General features: G+C 73.1%; 18 protein-coding genes. 6 read left to right on the plus strand and 12 right to left on the minus strand.

All coding sequences use genetic code 11. The annotated features are described in order from the left end of the window. The first annotated feature begins 10 nt into the window (after nucleotides 1-10). The gene (locus ACIBCA_RS13670; protein WP_396283048.1) at nucleotides 11-907 is read left to right on the plus strand and encodes a phosphate ABC transporter ATP-binding protein; all 897 of its coding nucleotides are present in this window, start codon (nucleotides 11-13) and stop codon (nucleotides 905-907) included. Here ACIBCA_RS13670 and ACIBCA_RS13675 read toward each other — a convergent pair. Further along, complete coding sequence (locus ACIBCA_RS13675) at nucleotides 888-1,748, minus strand: HAD family hydrolase (RefSeq protein WP_396283049.1); 861 nt, start codon at nucleotides 1,746-1,748, stop codon at nucleotides 888-890. The genes ACIBCA_RS13670 and ACIBCA_RS13675 overlap by 20 nt on opposite strands. Nucleotides 1,749-1,904: 156 nt before the next feature. On the opposite strand from ACIBCA_RS13675, the gene ACIBCA_RS13680 reads away from it, so the two are divergent. Then, a complete protein-coding gene (locus ACIBCA_RS13680; RefSeq protein ID WP_396283050.1) occupies nucleotides 1,905-2,105 on the plus strand; it encodes a hypothetical protein in 201 nt (66 codons plus the stop codon). Nucleotides 2,106-2,196: 91 nt separating this feature from the next. On the opposite strand, the gene ACIBCA_RS13685 is transcribed toward ACIBCA_RS13680, so the two are convergent. Next, nucleotides 2,197-2,412 (minus strand): hypothetical protein, encoded by a 216-nt coding sequence (locus ACIBCA_RS13685; RefSeq protein WP_396283051.1) that lies wholly within the window; start codon nucleotides 2,410-2,412, stop codon nucleotides 2,197-2,199. Between the two features lie 72 nt (nucleotides 2,413-2,484). Here ACIBCA_RS13685 and ACIBCA_RS13690 point away from each other — a divergent pair, with 72 nt between their 5' ends. Both ACIBCA_RS13690 and ACIBCA_RS13695 read left to right on the plus strand, forming a co-directional pair. Next, nucleotides 2,485-2,724, plus strand: a complete 240-nt coding sequence (locus ACIBCA_RS13690; protein WP_396283052.1) for a hypothetical protein — start codon at nucleotides 2,485-2,487, stop codon at nucleotides 2,722-2,724. A gap of 288 nt (nucleotides 2,725-3,012) precedes the next feature. Beyond that, nucleotides 3,013-3,354 carry a hypothetical protein gene (locus ACIBCA_RS13695; protein WP_396283053.1) on the plus strand — a complete coding sequence of 114 codons (342 nt, stop codon included), beginning with the start codon at nucleotides 3,013-3,015 and terminating at the stop codon, nucleotides 3,352-3,354. Here the strand turns inward: ACIBCA_RS13695 and ACIBCA_RS13700 are convergent. Then, a complete protein-coding gene (locus ACIBCA_RS13700; RefSeq protein ID WP_396283054.1) occupies nucleotides 3,326-4,207 on the minus strand; it encodes an SDR family oxidoreductase in 882 nt (293 codons plus the stop codon). The genes ACIBCA_RS13695 and ACIBCA_RS13700 overlap by 29 nt on opposite strands. A gap of 83 nt (nucleotides 4,208-4,290) precedes the next feature. Here ACIBCA_RS13700 and ACIBCA_RS13705 point away from each other — a divergent pair, with 83 nt between their 5' ends. Continuing rightward, nucleotides 4,291-4,872 carry a TetR/AcrR family transcriptional regulator gene (locus tag ACIBCA_RS13705; protein WP_396283055.1) on the plus strand — a complete coding sequence of 194 codons (582 nt, stop codon included), beginning with the start codon at nucleotides 4,291-4,293 and terminating at the stop codon, nucleotides 4,870-4,872. A gap of 19 nt (nucleotides 4,873-4,891) precedes the next feature. Here the strand turns inward: ACIBCA_RS13705 and ACIBCA_RS13710 are convergent, their stop codons facing one another. Further along, a complete protein-coding gene (locus ACIBCA_RS13710) occupies nucleotides 4,892-6,079 on the minus strand; it encodes an MFS transporter (RefSeq protein WP_396283056.1) in 1,188 nt (395 codons plus the stop codon). A 306-nt stretch (nucleotides 6,080-6,385) separates the two neighbouring features. Here ACIBCA_RS13710 and ACIBCA_RS13715 point away from each other — a divergent pair, with 306 nt between their 5' ends. Continuing rightward, nucleotides 6,386-7,084: an MBL fold metallo-hydrolase gene (locus ACIBCA_RS13715; protein ID WP_396283057.1), complete on the plus strand. Its 699-nt coding sequence runs from the start codon at nucleotides 6,386-6,388 to the stop codon at nucleotides 7,082-7,084. On the opposite strand, the gene ACIBCA_RS13720 is transcribed toward ACIBCA_RS13715, so the two are convergent. From ACIBCA_RS13720 to ACIBCA_RS13755, 8 genes are all read right to left on the minus strand, one after another. After that, nucleotides 7,070-8,623 (minus strand): amino acid adenylation domain-containing protein, encoded by a 1,554-nt coding sequence (locus ACIBCA_RS13720; RefSeq protein ID WP_396283058.1) that lies wholly within the window; start codon nucleotides 8,621-8,623, stop codon nucleotides 7,070-7,072. The genes ACIBCA_RS13715 and ACIBCA_RS13720 overlap by 15 nt on opposite strands. Beyond that, a complete protein-coding gene (locus ACIBCA_RS13725; RefSeq protein ID WP_396283059.1) occupies nucleotides 8,620-9,426 on the minus strand; it encodes an OAM dimerization domain-containing protein in 807 nt (268 codons plus the stop codon). Before ACIBCA_RS13725 ends, ACIBCA_RS13720 begins: the two co-directional genes overlap by 4 nt. Beyond that, nucleotides 9,423-11,009, minus strand: coding sequence for a lysine 5,6-aminomutase subunit alpha TIM-barrel domain-containing protein (locus ACIBCA_RS13730; protein ID WP_396283060.1), 1,587 nt, complete (start codon nucleotides 11,007-11,009; stop codon nucleotides 9,423-9,425). The genes ACIBCA_RS13725 and ACIBCA_RS13730 overlap by 4 nt, the downstream gene beginning before the upstream one ends. Then, nucleotides 11,006-12,055, minus strand: coding sequence for an L-erythro-3,5-diaminohexanoate dehydrogenase (locus ACIBCA_RS13735; RefSeq protein ID WP_396283061.1), 1,050 nt, complete (start codon nucleotides 12,053-12,055; stop codon nucleotides 11,006-11,008). The genes ACIBCA_RS13730 and ACIBCA_RS13735 overlap by 4 nt, the downstream gene beginning before the upstream one ends. Then, entirely contained in the window at nucleotides 12,052-13,458 is a 1,407-nt protein-coding gene (locus tag ACIBCA_RS13740; protein WP_396283062.1) for a KamA family radical SAM protein, read from the minus strand. Before ACIBCA_RS13740 ends, ACIBCA_RS13735 begins: the two co-directional genes overlap by 4 nt. A 62-nt stretch (nucleotides 13,459-13,520) precedes the next feature. Next, a complete protein-coding gene (locus ACIBCA_RS13745) occupies nucleotides 13,521-14,204 on the minus strand; it encodes a GNAT family N-acetyltransferase (protein WP_396283063.1) in 684 nt (227 codons plus the stop codon). A gap of 36 nt (nucleotides 14,205-14,240) precedes the next feature. Beyond that, nucleotides 14,241-15,278 (minus strand): pyridoxal phosphate-dependent aminotransferase, encoded by a 1,038-nt coding sequence (locus tag ACIBCA_RS13750; RefSeq protein WP_396283064.1) that lies wholly within the window; start codon nucleotides 15,276-15,278, stop codon nucleotides 14,241-14,243. Then, a complete protein-coding gene (locus ACIBCA_RS13755; RefSeq protein WP_396283065.1) occupies nucleotides 15,275-15,646 on the minus strand; it encodes a cupin domain-containing protein in 372 nt (123 codons plus the stop codon). The genes ACIBCA_RS13750 and ACIBCA_RS13755 overlap by 4 nt, the downstream gene beginning before the upstream one ends. Nucleotides 15,647-15,763: the final 117 nt, after the last annotated feature.

A 15,763-nucleotide genomic window follows, 5' to 3' on the forward strand; every position in this document is an offset into this window, starting at 1 on the left:
GACCGTACCGATGACCGACACCACGCAGCAGCAGCCGCAGGACGCGGCCGTGGCTGACACCCTCACGCTCCCGAAGGCGCCCGCCGTGCCCGCCGCTCCGCCCGTACCGCCCGCGGGCCCGCCCGCCGGGCCGCTGGCCGGGCTGGAGACCCGGGACCTCTCCGCCTGGTTCGGCTCCCACAAGGTGCTGGAGCGGGTCTCGCTGGCGATGCCCGCCGGGGAGGTCACCGCGCTGATCGGGCCCTCCGGCTGCGGCAAGTCCACCTACCTGCGCACCCTCAACCGGATGCACGAGATGGTGCGCGGCGCCGCCCTCGCCGGGGAGGTGCTGCTCGACGGCGACGACGTGTACCGGGCCGGGCGCCGCCCCGCCGAGGTGCGGCGCCGGATCGGCATGGTGTTCCAGCGGCCCAACCCGTTCCCCGCGATGTCCATCGAGGACAACGTGGCGAGCGGGCTCAAGCTCGCCGGGATCAAGGTGTCCAAGGACGAGCGCCGGCACCTCGTGGAGACCAGCCTGCGCCGGGCCGGCCTCTGGGACGAGGTCGCCACCCGGCTGCAGACCCCCGGCGGCTCGCTCTCCGGTGGTCAGCAGCAACGCCTGTGCATCGCACGGTCGTTGGCCGTCTCGCCCGACATCCTGCTGATGGACGAGCCCTGTTCGGCGCTCGACCCGACCTCCACCCGGCGCGTCGAGGAGACGATCGAGGAGCTGCGCGGGCGGCTCACCATCGTCATCGTCACGCACAACATGCAGCAGGCGCAGCGCGTTTCGCAGTCCTGCGCGTTCTTCCTCGCGACCCACGACACCCCCGGGCGGATCGTCGAGGCCGGGCCGACCGAGCAGGTCTTCGGCAGCCCGCGCGACCAGCGGACGTCGGACTACGTCAACGGGCGGTTCGGCTGATCCGGTCGAGGAGCTCCTCCAGGACGGCGGCGACGCCGTCCTGCTCGTTGCTCACGGTGTGCAGCTCCACCGCCGCCAGGACCTGGGGGTGCGCGTTGGCCACGGCGTAGGCGGTGCCCGCCCAGGCCAGCATCTCCAGGTCGTTCGGCATGTCGCCGAAGGCCACCACCTCGCTCCGGTCGATCCCGTGCCCGGCGCACCAAGCCGCCAGCGTGCTGGCCTTGGTGACGCCGGGCGCGCTGATCTCCAGCAGCGGGATCGGCGCGGAGCGGGTGATCTCGGCGAGGTGGCCGGCGGCGGCGCGGGCCTCGGTCAGGAGGGTGTCCGGGTCCAGGTCGGGGTGCTTGGCGAGCAGCTTGAACAGGCCGCGGACCGGGCCGCCGTCTCCCAGGAGCTCCTCGGCCGGGCCGATGGGGTGGTCCGTCTGCTCGCCCCACATCGGCACCGCGTACTCGGGCTCCCGGGCGAAGCCCTCCGGGTACTCGAAGGCGAAGGCCGTACCCGGCAGCTTGGCCCGCAGGATGTCCACCACGGCCAGCGCCGCGTCGGCCGCGAGCGGGAACGACTCCAGCAGCTCCCCGCGCCGCACGTCCACGATCGCACCGCCGTTGGAACAGATCGCCACCCCGTGACCGCCGATGTGCGCGCTCAGCTGCTCCATCCACCGGGGAGGACGGCCGGTCACGAACACCACCTGCACCCCCGCCGCCTCGGCCGCCGCGAGGGCGGCGGCGGTGCGGTCGGTGACGGTGCCGCCTGAGCAGAGCAGGGTGCCGTCCAGATCGGTGGCGACGAGGCGGAGGGCGGGGCGAGGTTCGGTCACCGCTCCATCTTCGCCCATGGGCGGGGGGAGGCCCTCCCCGGGCCTTTTCGGGGCCTTCTTCGGCCGGGAAGGTGCTGATTCCGGCCGATCTGCGCGAGTAGACGTCCTTCGGCGTGTCGCGGTCGGTTTCCCGGGCAGAAGATCACCGTGGCCACCACGTCGGCAGGAAGAGCGATGCCCACTCGCCAGCTCCGCGAAGAGTGCTCCCCGACCACCACCCCCACCGACCCGAGCGACCCCTCCGACTCCTCGGCCCGGGACACCTCCCGCGACCCGGTCCTCCTCGGCGACGTCATCTTCCACACCCTCGCCGAAATCGCCCGCCGAGCCCCTGCTCCCGCTCTGCCTACGCAGCGGTCCCGGCCGCACCCGTGAGCGGGCGGTCGGGGGCGTCGAGCCAGGGCCGCTGGGCGGCTTCCGTGACGGTGAGGCCGAGGCGCTCTGGGCCGGGGCTGCCCTGGTCCTGCTACCAGCCGTAGGCGCTCTCGATCTCGTCCCAGAGCCGGCAGGGGCCGTGGTGGCGGACGGTGAAGCGGTCGTGCTCGCGGTCTACGGCCGCCCAGGAGCGGGTGTCGGTGGTGGCGACCCAGAGGCGGTCGGCGTCGGTGTCCCAGGCGGTCCAGACGTCCGCCCTTTTGGCTGGGCGCCAAGCGGTGATCCCGTTGATTGGTGCGAACTCCACTCGGTATCTGTGGTTAGGGTGGCGTCGCCCGTTCGTCGGTGGGGCGACCATCCTCACAAGGCAGGTGAATCAGTGATCGAATACCACCTTGCAAAGGCGGTGTTCTCCGCCATCTTCCTGCTGGACCATTCATCGGCCGACGAGATCGATCGCGATGTTGCCTCTCAAGGGCTTGAGAACATCGCATCGGACCTGAACGCGATGAACGAAGAGGAACGCCAGAGGTTCAGGATCGTCCTCGGCCGCATTGCCGAGGACGATCCCGACTATGCGCCATATGTCGATGCACTGCCTCGTCAGCTGGGGTGGTGAGATCGGGCATCGCCACTCACGTGTAGTAGAGCGCAGGAAGTCGGCCTGGCCGACTTCCTGCGCACTGGGAACTGCCTGGGTGTCCTTCTTGATCGACGCGGGTGCGTCGATCGAGCTGGACCGAGTTCGAGGTCGAGTGCGGCTACGCGGAGCTCGAGCTGGTTCCGTTCGATCCTGTGGTGTTCAGCGGGTTCGTTGATCCGGATCGGATCGATGAACTACTGGGTGCGCTGGGCGAGATTGGCTTGTCGTTCATTGTCGAGTTCAAGGACCGCGAAGGATGCGAGCATGTCTGCACGGAACGGCGTTCTCGTCGTGGTCGACCTGCAGAACGGGTTCATCCGTGATTCCTCCAGGCCGCTGATCCCGGTCGTCGCCGCGCTGGTCGATCAGTGGCAACGGCACGGCAAGGATGTGGTGTTCACCCGGTACGTCAACTATCCGGGGAGCCCGTTCGAGCGCGACCTCACCCCCTGGCTGATCGAGGATGCCTCGGCCAGCCACGCAGGCCAGGAAGCCCATGAGGCGGGCCTCCTGGTCGCGAGCCGGTTCATCGGGCGCGGTCAGATCATCACGACGGCCGACGCAGCGCGTGTTGGCGTCAGGGCTGGAGGTTCTCCAGGTCGGTGAGCAGGCTCGGGTGGGTCGGTTGCCAGCCGAGGGTGGTGCGGGTGTGGGTGCTGGAGGCGGGCTGGTCGGTGGCGAAGATCGGGCCGAGGGGGCCGAAGTTCTCCTGCGGGACCGATTGGACGGGCAGGCCCAGGCGGCGGCCGATCACGGCGGCGATGTCGCGGACCCGGTCGCCCTCGTCGGCGACGGCGTGCCAGGCGGTTCCGGCCGGGGCCTTCTCCAGGGCGAGGCGGAACAGGGCGGCGGCGTCGCGCGCGTGGACCGCCGGCCAGCGCTGTGCGCCGTCGCCCGGGTAGCCGGCGACGCCGGTGCGGCGGGCGATGTCGGTCAGCAGTCCGGCGAAGCCGCCCCGGCCCTGGTTGTGGACGGTGCGCGGAAGCCTGACCGCTGAGCTGCGCACTCCTTGCGAGGCGAGTGCGAGTGCGCGGTTGACCGAGAGGCCGCGGCCGCCGACGGGGCCGACGGTCAGGGAGGGGTCCTCCTCGGTGGAGGCGCGCCCCGCGACCTGGGGCGTGCCCGAGACGGTGACGAGCGGGCGGTCCGTACCGAGGAGGGCGTCGCCCAGAGCCTCGAGGGCGGCCGCCTCCTCGGCGATGCCCCGGGCCAGGGCCTCGGGTGAGCTGAAGTCGTTGCTGAAGGCGAGGTGGATGACGCCCTCCGCCTGCTCGGCGGCGGCCCGCAGGACGGCGAGCTCGGTGAGCGCCCCGCGGACGGCGGTGGCGCCGGCGGCCTCGGCGTGTGCCGCGGAGGCGTCGGAGCGGGCGAGGGCGGTGACCGCGTGGCCTGCGGAGAGTAGTTCGGTGACGACGGCCGAGCCGACGAGGCCGGTGCCGCCGGTGATGAAGACGCGCATGACGAGCTCCCAGACGTGATGCGACTGTTGTCCCATCACTGTACCCGTGATGCGACGCATGTCGCATCACCTAGAATGTCGGCATGCCGAGATGGAAGCCGGATGCGAGACAGCGCCTGGTCGTGGCGGCGCTCGGTCTGTTCGCCGAGCAGGGCTACGACGAAACGACGGTCGCCCAGATCGCCGAGCGTGCGGGGCTCACGCGCAGCACGTTCTTTCGCCACTTCACGGACAAGCGGGAGATCCTCACCGCAGGACAGAGCGCGCTGAGTCGACTGCTGGTCGAGGGCATCGACGCCGCCCCGGCGGACGCGACCCCGCTGGCGGCCGTCGCGGCCGGCCTGGAGCGCGCCTCCGGCGAGATGACGACGTTCAACCGCTCCATCGGCCCGCTGCTGCATGCGGCCATCGAGGCGAACGAGGAACTGCGCAACCGGCAGGCGATGAAGAGCGTCGGCATGGCGGCGGCCATGGTCGAGGCGCTGAGGCGACGGGACGTCGCGGAACCCACGGCCCAGGTCGCCGCCGAGCTCGGCGTGCTCGCCTTCAAGGCTGGCTACGCCCGGTGGGCGGACCCCGCCCGGGACGAGGACCCCGGCGAACTGGCGGACCTCACCCGGGTGGCCTTCGAGGAGCTCCGCACGGCGCTCGCGGACCTGCGGTAGCCGTCGAACGGGCGCTGCCTCAGCCCGGTGTCCCGGCTCGAGTCCGCGCCAAGGGCGTGACTGCCGTCAGCAGGGCCGGGATGGCCATGAGGGCGAAGCACACGGGCAGCGGCAGGTGCGCCACGAGCATGCCCGCTGCGGCGGTGCCGGTGGCGCTTCCGGCGTTCAGGGCCGTGTTGACCCAGGCACCGGCCTGGGTGGCGGTGCCGGGTGGGGCGGAGTGGTCCGCGAGCAGGTAGGCGGTGGTGATGGTGGGGGCGACGAACAGCCCGGTGAGTGCGGCTGCCGCCGTCAGTGCGTACAGGTTCGGGGCCAGGCCGGCGGCGGCGAGGGCCAGGCCGAGAGCTGCGGCGAGCAGGGACAGGCGGCGCTGCGCAGATATGCGCCAGGGGACGGAGCCGTAGGTCAGGCCGCCGATGGCGCTGCCGGCGGAGAGGGCGGCCAGGACCCAGGCCACGGACTCGACCTGGTGCAGCCGGTCGGTGAAGGCGATGGCGAGCAGGTCCACCGCGCCCAGGCCCACGCCCACGGCGAAGGCCACGGCCGCCGCGTGCAGCAGTCCTCCGCCGCTCGGCAGCCAGCTGCGGGGCGGGGTCGAGCGCTGCTGCTGCCGTGGGGTGTGACCGGTCGCGGGTGAGGACACGAGGGCCAGGGTTCCGGAGAGCATCAGCGCGGCGCTGACGGCCAGGGCGGTCGCCGGGGTGGTGAGCTTCACCAGGGCGGCCACGAGCAGGGGGCCGGTGACGAACAGCAGCTCCTCGGCGACGGAGTCGAGGCTGTACGCGCGCTGGAGCAGGGACGGTTCAGGGGCCAGGCGGCTCCACAGGGAGCGCATCACGGGCCCGAGAGGCGGCGTACAGGTGGCGGCCGCGACGGCCAGGACGACCAGCGCCGGACCAGGGGCGCCCGGCTGCGAGGACACTCCGGCCAGCACCGCCAGGAACAGCGCGCAGGCGGCGGCCATCGGCGGCAGGGCGCGGCGCGGGCCGTAGCGGTCGACCAGGGCGGCGCGGGCCGGGGAGAGAAGGACGCTGGCGAGGCCGAAGGCGGCCATCACGGTGCCTGCGGTGGCGTAGGAGCCGGTGGATTCCTTGACGGTCAGGACCATCGCCAGGGAGACCATGCCGTACGAGAGACGGCCCAGTAGCGCGGAGCCGAACGTGCGGCAGGCATGGCGGGTCCGCAGGACAGCGGTGTAGGAGGACACGAGGGTGTTCCTTGAAAGGGCAGCCCGGTGCTCCGGGGCTGCGAATGTGCGGGGACGCCGAAGGCCGCACCCGGGGGTGCGGTCCAGGAGGGGTCCTACGCACGGAGAAGGAACATGCCCGTCACCGTAACAAGCTCTCCGTGACAGAGACCAGGGAAATTCCGTGCTTGCCGTTGCACCGGGCCCATACCGTGGCCTCCGCGGTGAGGAGTCCGTGCGTGAGAGCATCGGGTGGTGCGCGGGGTGACGGTGTTGGGGACGTGTGGGGCCTGGCCCGAGGCTGGGCGGGGGGCCAGTGGGTTGCTGGTGGAGTACGACGGGTTCCGGGTGGTGGTGGATCTCGGGTACGGCACGTTCGCGCGGTTGTTGGAGCACTGTGGCGGTGCGCCGCGGGTGGATGCGGTGGTGATCACGCATGAGCATCCGGATCACTGTGCGGATCTGAGTGCGTTGGGGCGGGCGCTGTACTTCGCGGAGGAGCGGGGGGAGCGGGTGCCGTTGTACTGCACGCCGGGGGTGGTGGAGCGGGTGCAGGGGATGGAGCCGACGGAGGACCTGGGGGAGGTCTTCGAGGTGTACGGGCTTCCGGGGAGGTATCAGGTGGGGCCGCTGAGACTGGATGCGGAGTTGTTGCCGCATCATGTGCCGCATGCCGGGGTGCGGTTGAGTGCGCCGGGGATGGTTGTGGCGTACAGCGGGGACGCGGGGGCGGCGCCCGTGCTCGGTGAACTGGCGGCGGGGGCGGATGTGTTCGTGGCCGGGGCCACGTTGCAGGGGGAGGGCAGGGACCCGCTGCTGATGAGTGCGGTGGAGGCGGGGGAGTGGGCGGCGAGGGCCGGGGCGAAGCGGTTGGTGGTGTCGCACTTCTGGCCGGGGAGTGACCGTGACCGGTCGGTCGCGGAGGCCCGGAGCCGGTTCGAGGGGGAGGTGATCGCGGCGGAGGAGGGCATGGTGGTCGCGTTGGGCCCCGGGGGGCCCGACGCCGGTGGGTCAGGCGGCGAGTAGGGCCGTGCGGTCCAGCTTGCCGTGGGGGGTGAGGGGCAGGTGGCGGAGGTGGTGGATGGACTGGGGGAGCATGTGGGCCGGCAGGTGGTCGGCGAGGTGGGTGCGTATCGACCGGGCCGGGGTGGTGGCCGGGTCGGCGACGACGTAGGCGGTGAGGGACTGGGCGTCGGGGGTGACGGTGCAGGCGGCGCTGGTGACGCCGGGGACGGCGCGTAGGGCGGCCTCGATCTCGCCCAACTCGATGCGGAAGCCGCGGAGTTTGACCTGGCCGTCCTGGCGGCCGAGGTAGCTGAGGGTGCCGTCGGGCTCTTCGACGGCCCAGTCGCCGCTGCGGTAGTGGCCGTCGACGAAGCGGGCGGCGTTCAGTTCGGGGCGGTCGAGGTAGCCGTGGCTGACCGAGGCGCCGGAGACCCAGAGTTCGCCGGGCTGGCCGGACGGGACCGGGGTGCCTTCGGCGTCGCGGAGGGAGAAGCCGAGGTGGGGGAGGGGGCGGCCGATGGGGGTGCGGCCGGGGCGGGCGGCGTCCAGCAGCTCCGGGGTGAGGGGGCAGTGGGTGACGTGCACGGTGGTTTCGGTGATGCCGTACATGTTGACGATCTCGGCGGCGGGGCCGAGGCCGGCGCTCCAGAAGCGGCGGACGTCGTCGGGGACGAGCGCCTCGCCGCCGAAGACGACGTGGCGGAGGGCGGGGAAGGTGAGGCCGGAGGCGATGGCCTCGGTGACCAGGTTGCCGAAGGCGGAGGGGACTTGGTTGAGGAAGGTGATGTTCCGGGAGGACAGGAGTTGGGCGAATGCCTCGGGGTCGGCGGCGGTCTCGCGGTCGACGACGACGGCGTGGCCGCCGTAGAGGAGCGGGCCCCACAGCTCCCAGACGCTGAAGTCGAAGCTCCAGGAGTGGAAGATCGTCCAGACCTCGTCCGGGCCGAGGTCGAACAGCGGCGCGGCGGCGTCCATCAGGGCGAGCACGTGGGCGTGGCCGACCAGGCAGCCCTTGGGCAGGCCCGTGGAGCCGGAGGTGTAGATGGCGTAGGCGGTGTCGGCGGGGACGACCTTGGAGACGCCGGAGGGCCGGGAGGCGAGGGTGAAGGGGCCGACGGTGGCGATCGGGGACTCGCCGGGGAGCAACGGGGCGTCGGTGAGGACGAGTTGGGCGCCGGAGTCGTCGAGGAGGTGCTTCTGGCGGGCCTCGGGGTAGCCGGGGTCGACGGGGAGGTAGGCGGCGCCGGAGCGGAGGATGCCGAGGATGGCGCCGGGGGCGTGCCGGGTGCGGCCCGCGCGCAGGGCGACCAGCTGTCCGGGGGCGGTCAGGCCGGAGAGCGCGGAGGACACGGAGTCGGCGAGGGCGTCGAGTTGACGGTACGTCAGCGAGCCCGAGGGGTCGGAGACGGCGGTGCGCGAGGGGTGCCGGAGGGCGGTGGCGGCGAAGCGGGTTTCGAGGCGGTCGGCGGGCATCGGGGGCTCCGGGTGGAGGAGGAAGGGGTCGGCGAGGTAGATCAGCAGGTGGGGGTCGGAGAGGAAGGCGGCGGGGCGGAAGCTCATGCCGGTGCCCCCACGAGGGCGTGGACCAGGTAGCTGGCGACGTCGGCGGGGGTGGTGCCCCGGCCGAAGACGCGGTCGACGCCGAGTTCGGTGGCCGCGTCGGGGTCGAACCGGGGGCCGCCGACGACGAGCAGCGGGCGTTCGGTGTCGCCGAACTCGGCGCGCAGTTCGGCGGCGAGCTCCTTGACGTTGGTGAGGTGGGCATCCCGCTGGGTGACGACCTGGGAGACGAGGACGGCGTCGGCGCCCTCCTCGCGGGCGCGGCGGACGAGGTCGGGGACGCTGACCTGGGCGCCCAGGTTGAGGACCTTCAGTTCGCGGTAGTACTCGAGGCCCTTCTCGCCGGCGAAGCCCTTGATATTGAGGATGGCGTCGATGCCGACGGTGTGGGCGTCGGTGCCGATGCAGGCGCCGAGCACGACGAGTTTGCGGCCGAGCCGCTCGCCGATGGCGGTGTTGACCTCCTTGGCGCTGAGCAGCGGGTACTCGCGCTCGATGACCGAGACGGTGTCGAGGTCGACCTCGTGCAGCACCGGGCCGTAGACGACGAAGAAGGTGAAGGACGGGCCGATGGGCTTGGAGTGCACCAGCATCGGGCGGTCGATGCCCATCCGGCGGGCGAGTTGCAGCGCGGCGCCGTCGGCGCGGGGGCCGTGGGGGACGGGCAGGGTGAAGGAGAGCTGCACCATGCCGTCGTCGGTGGTGTCGCCGTACGGGCGCACGGTGGTGGCGGTGCGCGGGAGGGCGGGGGCGTCGGGAACGGCCGAGGGAACAGCTGAGGGCAGGGTGAGGTCCGGGCTCACGTGGTCTCCAGGAGGTCGATGGCGGGGTTGCGGTAGCCGTCGGCCCGGGCCACCACGCCGTCGGCGCCGCGTCCGCCCGCGGGGGGACGGCGCATGCCGCCGAAGGTGCCCGCGGCGATGGCGTCCAGCAGGCCCCGGCCGCGGATGTCGCCGAGCAGGTCGACGGCCTCGCCGAGCACGTGGGCGGCGCGGCGGGCGATGAGGCCGTCGGGGGCGGGGTGGAAGTCCTCCGCGAGGCCGCCGGCGGCGTCGAGGACGTAGCGGATGTTGCGCAGCGCGAGGTCGCGGTCGGAGAGGAAGGGGGTGACGACGGCCTCGGTCATCATGCCGACGAGCAGGATGCTCTGCTGGGTGAGCGCTCCGGCGAGGTTGAAGAAGCCGTTGAGCAGGTAGCCGTGGAAGACGTCGCCGGTCATGTGCCGGGTGGGCGGCATCCACTTGAGCGGGGCGTCGGGGAAGAGTTCGCGGGCGAGCAGCGCGTGGGCGAGTTCGAGGCGGAAGGACTCGGGCACGGCCGGGTCGATCTCGAAGGCGTGGCCGAGGCCGAGCTGGCCGTCGGCGAGGCCGGCCTCCTTGGCGAAGTACTCGTTGAGGAGCTGACTGGCGGTGACGGTGTGGGCGGCGTCGACGGCGTCGGCGGTGGTCAGGTAGTTGTCCTCGCCGGTGTTGATGACGATGCCGGCGCGGGCGTGGAGCTGGCGGGAGAAGCGCTGGTCGACGAAGGTGCGCACCGGGTTGATGTCGCGGAACAGGATGCCGTACATGGAGTCGTTGAGCATCATGTCGAGGCGTTCGAGGCCGGCGAGGGCGGCGATCTCGGGCATGCAGAGCCCGGAGGCGTAGTTGGTGAGCCGGACGTAGCGGCCGAGTTCGGCGGAGGTCTCGTCCAGCGCGGCGCGCATCAGGCGGAAGTTCTCCTGGGTGGCGTACGTGCCGGCGTAGCCCTCGCGGGTGGCGCCGTCGGGGACGTAGTCGAGGAGGGACTGCCCGGTGGAGCGGATGACGGCGATGACGTCGGCGCCGCCCTGGGCGGCGGCCTGCGCCTGGCGGATGTCCTCGTGGATGTCCCCGGTGGCGACGATCAGGTAGATCCAGGGGCCGGTCGGGTTGCCCCAGCGGGCGACCAGCTCCTCGCGCTCGCGGCGGCGTTCGTCGATGCGGGCGATGCCCCGGGCGACGGCCGTACGGGCGGACGCCTCGGCCTCGACGGAGGCCGCGCCCGAGGGGACGCGGAAGGGGACGGTACGGGTGGCCGCGTGGGCGGCGAGGTCGGTGAGGTCGCGGTAGCCGCCGCCGCGCAGGGCCTCCCAGACGGGCAGGCAGACGCCGTGCTCCAGGCCGACCTGGTCGCGGACGGCGTCGACGAGCCGGTTGGCCCAGGGGATGCCCTCGGCGTCGGCGCCGTTGAGGCCGGCCAGGCGCAGGGTGGCGCGCTCGACGGCGACGGTGGTGTGGGAGCGGGCGAGGTCGACGACGGGGCGGCCGACCTCGGCGGCCAGCTCGCGGGCGCGGCGCACCTGGGCGGGGTCGAGGCCGAGCTTGCCGGTGCGGCTGCCGGGGACCGGGACGGCAGTGGTGGTCATGCGGTGCTCCCCGCGAGCACGTGCCCCAGCCGGTGGTCGAAGAGGGCGCGCACGCCCGGCTCCTGGCGGACGAGGTCCAGGGCGAGGGCGGCGTGCCCGGGGGTGTACCCGTTGCCGATCAGCATGGTGACGTCGCGGGCCATGCCCTCGGCGCCGAGCGCGGCGGCCGGGAAGGAGGTGGCCATGGAGAAGTAGACGACGGTGCCGCCGTCGCGGGTGGCGAGGATCGCCGGGTGCTCGCAGCCGGGCACGTCGGTGCAGACCACGGTGATGTCGGCGGGACCACCATGGGCGTCGAGCAGCGAGGCCAGGCCCAGCGGGTCGCGGGCGTCGCCGAGGAGGGCGAGGTCGGCGAGGCCGGACGCCTCCAGGGCGCGCAGCTCCGCCTCGGTGGGCACGAGGCCGATGACGCGCCCGGCGCCGGCCCGGCGGGCGGCGGCCATGGACAGCGAGCCGGACTTGCCGGCCGCGCCGAGCACCAGCACGGTGGGCGCGGGCAGCGGCGAGGAGCGGACGACGCGTTCGGTCAGCGCCGGGGCGCCGCACACGTCCAGGACGGACAGGGCGAGCTCGTCCGGCAGGTCCTCGGGCAGGACGGCGGCGATGGAGCGGCCGAACAGCACGGCGTGGCCGGAGGTGGGGATGCGCTCGCTGAGGCCGTCCCAGCCGAGCAGTCCGTCGTAGACGGCCAGCGGGGTGAGGCTGAGGGAGACGAGGGTGGCGATGCGGTCGCCGGGGCGCAGCCCGAGCGGGGAGTCGGCGCCGACGGCCTGGACGCGGCCGATCAGCATGCCGCCGGAGCCGGTGACGGGGTTGTGCATCTTGCCGCGCTCGTCGATGATCGCGCAGACCTGGTCGCGGATGGCGTCCCCGTCGCCGTGATGGGCCTCGTTCAGCTGGCGGTAGGAGGCGGCGTCGAGGTTGAGCACCTCCAGGCAGACGAGCACCTCGTCGTCGGCGATGGCCGGGTCGGGGTCGAGCCGCCAGGCGGCCTGGGGCAGGACCCCGGCGGGTTCGAGGACGCGGTGGGTTCCGAGAGAGCTCATGCCGCACCCCCGGTGAGGGCGAGCGCCTCGGGGGTGCTCCACCAGCGGCGGCCGGCCTCGGGCAGGGTGTGGACCGGGTCGTAGTAGTGGTGGGTGCGGTCCAGCGCCTCCGGGTCGTCGTGCTCGACGGAGGTGCGGTAGTTCTTGCGCCAGGAGGAGATGCCGCGCTCGCGGTCGTAGGAGTCGACCTGGTGCACCCAGCGCTTGCCGACGTACGGGACGTCGCAGACCACGCGCGGGGTGGCGAAGCCGGGCAGGTAGCCCATGATCGCGTGCTGGAGGCGCTGCGCCTCGGCGAGCGGCAGGCGCCAGTGCTCGGCGCCGGGGATCATGTCGCAGAGGTAGAAGTAGTAGGGCATGATGCCGGCGTTGTCGAGCAGGCCGAAGCAGAGGTCGAGCAGCGCCTCGGGGCTGGCGTTGACGCCGTCGAGGAGCACGCCCTGGTTGCGGACGTCGCGCAGGCCCGCGTCGAGCAGGGCACGGGAGGCCTCGGCGACCAGCGGGGTGACCTGCTGGGCGGCGTTGGCGTGGGTGTGCATGGCCAGGGAGACGCCGCGGCTGCGCGCCTTGGCGGCCAACTCGGCCATGCCGTCGAGGAGTTCGGGGGCCATCCAGTGCTGGGGCAGGCCGATGAGGCCCTTGCTGGCGAGGCGGATGTCCCGGACGGACTCGATGTCGAGCAGCCGGTCGACGAAGGAACGCAGGCGCGGCCAGGGCACGTTGGCGACGTCGCCGCCGGAGACGACCACGTCGCGCACGGTCGGGGTGGCGCGCAGGTAGTCGATCATGCGGTCGAGGCGGTCGACGGGGCGCAGCACGAAGCGGTACTTGGCGATCTGCGGGGTGTTGTTGCCGACGAGGTCCATGCGGGTGCAGTGCCCGCAGTACTGGGGGCAGGTGGTGACCAGCTCGGCGAGCACCTTGGTGGGGTACCGGTGGGTGAGGCCCTCGACGGCCCACATCTCGGCCTCGTGCAGGGAGTCGCGGGAGGCGAGGGGGTGGCTGGGCAGGGTCGGCTGACGGTCGGAGGCGACGGGCAGCATGTAGCGGCGCACCGGGTCGCGGTACCAGGCGCCGGTCTCCGGCGGTCCGTCCGGGCCGATGGTGTTGAGCACCTGGGGGGTGAGCAGCAGCGACATGGTCGCGTGCTCCCGCTGGTCGGCCTCCAGGTCGGCGTAGAACGCCTCGTCCAGGCCGGGGCCGACGACCTCGCGCAGCTGACGCACGCTCTTGACGCAGTGGGCGCGCTGCCACTGCGCGTCGCGCCACTGGGCGGCGGTGACCTCGCGCCAGCCGGGGAAGCGGGTCCAGTCGGGTTCGACGGCCTCGCGCCGCCGGTACTCGTAGGGCTGCGGGAGCGGGTCGAGGGCGGTGGGGGCCAGGGTGGGGGCGGCGTACGCCATGATGCCTCGGTTTCCTTACGGGCCACCGGCGGTCGGACGTCCGTCGGGCGGTGGTGGGGTGGTCAGTGGGTGAGCTGGTAGACGAACAGGCCGTCGGCGTCGGGCATGCGGGTGAAGGAGGCCCGCTCCATGACGCGCTGGGAGGCGGTGTTCTCCGGGTCGGTGGTGGCGATCACGGTCTCGACGCCGTCCTGGGCGAGGGCCCAGCAGGCGAGTTCGCTGAGCGCGAGGGTCGCGTAGCCGTGGCCGCGGGCCTCCTCGACGAGGTCGAAGCCGATCTCGACCCGGCCGCCGTCCGGCGAGCCGTGGAAGCCCATGCCGCCGACGGCGACGGCGTCCTCGCTGCGGACCAGCACGTACATGCCCCAGCCGGGCTGCAGCAGACCGGCGTCGGCGGCGCGGGTGAGCATCTTCGCCGCCACCCGGGTGCCGTCGCCGGGGGCGCCGCCGAGCCAGTCGAGGCCCGCGGTGGCGCCCTCGCGCAGCTGCTCGGCCTCGGAGGGGAGCACCTCGCGCAGCTGGACGGGGCCGGCGGTGAGCAGCTGGACGGCCGGGCGGGCGGCGTCCTCGGCGACGGCGGCGCGCACCGACGCGGGGCGCAGGTCCGTCCAGCCCTCGGCGACGCGCTCCAGGCAGGCGCGCTCGTCGCCCGTCCAGTCGGTGGCCAGCCAGCCGGACGGCGTCTCGGCGCGGCGCGGCCAGACGGCGTACTGCTCCTGCTGGTTGACGATCACGACATGGGTCATCGGGGGGGTTCTCCTACAAGAGGCGGGAAAGCGGGGTCAGCGGACGGGAGCGAGCTCGTCGAGCACGTCGAGGAGGCGTTCCAGCTGCGCGGTCGGGCCGAGCGAGACGCGCAGGTAGCCGGGCAGGCCGAAGCGGCCGGCGTCGCGCACGAGGATGTCGTGGCGTTCGGCGAGCAGCCGCTCGGCCGAGGCCGAGTCGGGCACGGCGACGGCGACGAAGTTGGTGGCCGAGGGCAGCGAGCGGCGGCCCCGGGCGGCGAGCTCGGCCCGGAACCAGGCGCGCCGCTCGGCGGTGAGCGCCACGGCGCGGGCCAGGGTGGCCCGGTCGGCGAGCGAGGCGACGGCCGCGGCCTGGGCGGCCCGGTTGACGCTGAACGGCATGGTGCCCTGGGCCTCGCGCAGCTTCGCGATCAGGTCGGCGCGGCCGACGGCGTAGCCGATCCGCAGTGCGGCCAGCCCGTACGCCTTGGAGAAGGTGCGCAGCGAGATCAGCGGGGCGCCGGAGGCGAGGTGGTCCAGGAGCTGCGGGGAGCCGGCGGGGGCGAACTCGGCGTACGCCTCGTCGACGACCAGCGGGGTGCCGGTGCGCGCGGCGGCGGCCACCAGCAGGTCGAAGCGGCGGCGGTCGAGGAGGGCACCGGTGGGGTTGTGCGGGTTGCACAGGTAGCCGATGCCGGCGCCGGCGAGGGCCTCGGCGAAGCGTTCGGCGTCGGTGTCCGCGCCGTCGGGGCCGGTCAGGGGGATCTCGGTGCAGCCGCGTCGGACGGTCTCCAGGCAGATCCGGTAGCCGGGGAAGGTGCCGGCGGTGGTGACGCCGGGGAGGCCGGTGTCCCCGAGGGCGAGGGCGGTGAGCAGCACGAGTTCGTCGCTGCCGTTGGCGACGGCGATCTGGTCCTCGGCCACGCCCAGGTGGGCGGCGAGGGCGGCGATCGGGCTCAGCCGGGCCGGGTCGGGGTAGACCTCGGTGAGGTCGATGGCCTCGCGGGCGGCGGCGAGGGCGAGCGGGCTGGCCCCGTACGGGTTCTCGCTCAGGTGCAGCCGGGCCGGGCCCGTGAGGGCGGGGGCGGTGGTCATGCCGCGTCGCCCAGCAGGATGCCGAAGCAGTAGCTGCCCGGCTCGGCCTCCCTGGTCAGGAACTGGTGCTCGGCCCCGGCCGGGACGTGCAGCATCGCCGGGGAGCTCAGCTCGTGCAGCTCGCCGTTCACGGTGACGTCGATGCGGGCGCCGCCCTTGTTCGGCGAGACCAGGAAGTAGATCTCGGCGACCTCGTGCTTGTGCGGGTCGGCGACCGGCTTGCCGACCAGGTGGTCGATCGAGCCGCCGGCCAGCTGGAACGGCAGGCCCCCGAACATGTCGGCGGTCAGGTAGAACGGGGCCGGCACGTGGTGGCCGGCCACCGGCAGGAACTGGGGGATGTCCGTGCGGACTTCGACGGTTTCCATGGCTCCACTCCGGGGCGTCTGGCTGGGGATGTGATCAGCCTTGCCGACGCGGGGCCCCGGATCGATGTCCGTGCGCTGTCATAAACTTGCGTGGCAGCAAGTGACCGGCGGGGGGAG

The sequence above is a fragment of the Kitasatospora sp. NPDC051170 genome, from assembly GCF_044455705.1.
GTDB lineage: Bacteria > Actinomycetota > Actinomycetes > Streptomycetales > Streptomycetaceae > Kitasatospora.

Excerpts from the sequence above, each read along its gene's own strand:
- ACIBCA_RS13670 (WP_396283048.1), top strand. The coding sequence starts at position 11 with ATGACCGACACCACGCAGCAGCAGCCGCAGGACGCGGCCGTGGCTGAC.
- ACIBCA_RS13675 (WP_396283049.1), bottom strand. The coding sequence starts at position 1,748 with ATGGGCGAAGATGGAGCGGTGACCGAACCTCGCCCCGCCCTCCGCCTC.
- ACIBCA_RS13680 (WP_396283050.1), top strand. The coding sequence starts at position 1,905 with ATGCCCACTCGCCAGCTCCGCGAAGAGTGCTCCCCGACCACCACCCCC.
- ACIBCA_RS13695 (WP_396283053.1), top strand. The coding sequence starts at position 3,013 with ATGTCTGCACGGAACGGCGTTCTCGTCGTGGTCGACCTGCAGAACGGG.
- ACIBCA_RS13700 (WP_396283054.1), bottom strand. The coding sequence starts at position 4,207 with ATGCGCGTCTTCATCACCGGCGGCACCGGCCTCGTCGGCTCGGCCGTC.
- ACIBCA_RS13705 (WP_396283055.1), top strand. The coding sequence starts at position 4,291 with ATGCCGAGATGGAAGCCGGATGCGAGACAGCGCCTGGTCGTGGCGGCG.
- ACIBCA_RS13720 (WP_396283058.1), bottom strand. The coding sequence starts at position 8,623 with ATGAGCTTCCGCCCCGCCGCCTTCCTCTCCGACCCCCACCTGCTGATC.
- ACIBCA_RS13730 (WP_396283060.1), bottom strand. The coding sequence starts at position 11,009 with ATGACCACCACTGCCGTCCCGGTCCCCGGCAGCCGCACCGGCAAGCTC.
- ACIBCA_RS13735 (WP_396283061.1), bottom strand. The coding sequence starts at position 12,055 with ATGAGCTCTCTCGGAACCCACCGCGTCCTCGAACCCGCCGGGGTCCTG.
- ACIBCA_RS13740 (WP_396283062.1), bottom strand. The coding sequence starts at position 13,458 with ATGGCGTACGCCGCCCCCACCCTGGCCCCCACCGCCCTCGACCCGCTC.
- ACIBCA_RS13745 (WP_396283063.1), bottom strand. The coding sequence starts at position 14,204 with ATGACCCATGTCGTGATCGTCAACCAGCAGGAGCAGTACGCCGTCTGG.
- ACIBCA_RS13750 (WP_396283064.1), bottom strand. The coding sequence starts at position 15,278 with ATGACCACCGCCCCCGCCCTCACGGGCCCGGCCCGGCTGCACCTGAGC.
- ACIBCA_RS13755 (WP_396283065.1), bottom strand. The coding sequence starts at position 15,646 with ATGGAAACCGTCGAAGTCCGCACGGACATCCCCCAGTTCCTGCCGGTG.